A 389-nucleotide genomic window follows, 5' to 3' on the forward strand; every position below is an offset into this window, starting at 1 on the left:
TTCCTCCACTGTTTCATTATTCTCTTCGTTTTCCTCTCTAGCAGGTTGTCCTCTTAAAGCCGTTAGATCAAAATCTTTCCAAGTTTTAATTGCCGTTGCCTTGTTGCACGTATAACCACCTATTTGTTTTGTCTCACCTGTAATTTTCCACTCTAGTTTTGGCAAATCCTCTTTCACTAAAAATAGCTTTCCAAAGAGTTCTAGTTCATTCAGTAGCGCCTTATCTTTAACATTTTTGTATTTAACGCCATCAACTGCACCTCCCATTATAGCAGTAAACCTTCCGCCTCTTTGTCCGGGCGCTTCAAGTTTTTCTTCTAGTTTGTAAACCGATTCTGTTCTGTTGAAAGTTAAAACAAATGTTTTCTGGAACATGGTTTTTAAACGAT

Annotated in this window: 1 protein-coding gene; it reads right to left on the reverse strand. The window is 37.5% G+C overall.

Going from position 1 to position 389, the window contains the following annotated elements; translation table 11 throughout:
• A partial coding sequence (locus tag H4O21_RS28370) for a GLPGLI family protein (protein ID WP_182812537.1) occupies nucleotides 1–389 on the reverse strand: 389 nt, incomplete at both ends.

This window comes from Oceanospirillum sediminis (assembly GCF_014164585.1).
In the GTDB taxonomy this organism is placed as follows: domain Bacteria; phylum Pseudomonadota; class Gammaproteobacteria; order Pseudomonadales; family Halomonadaceae; genus Oceanospirillum; species Oceanospirillum sediminis.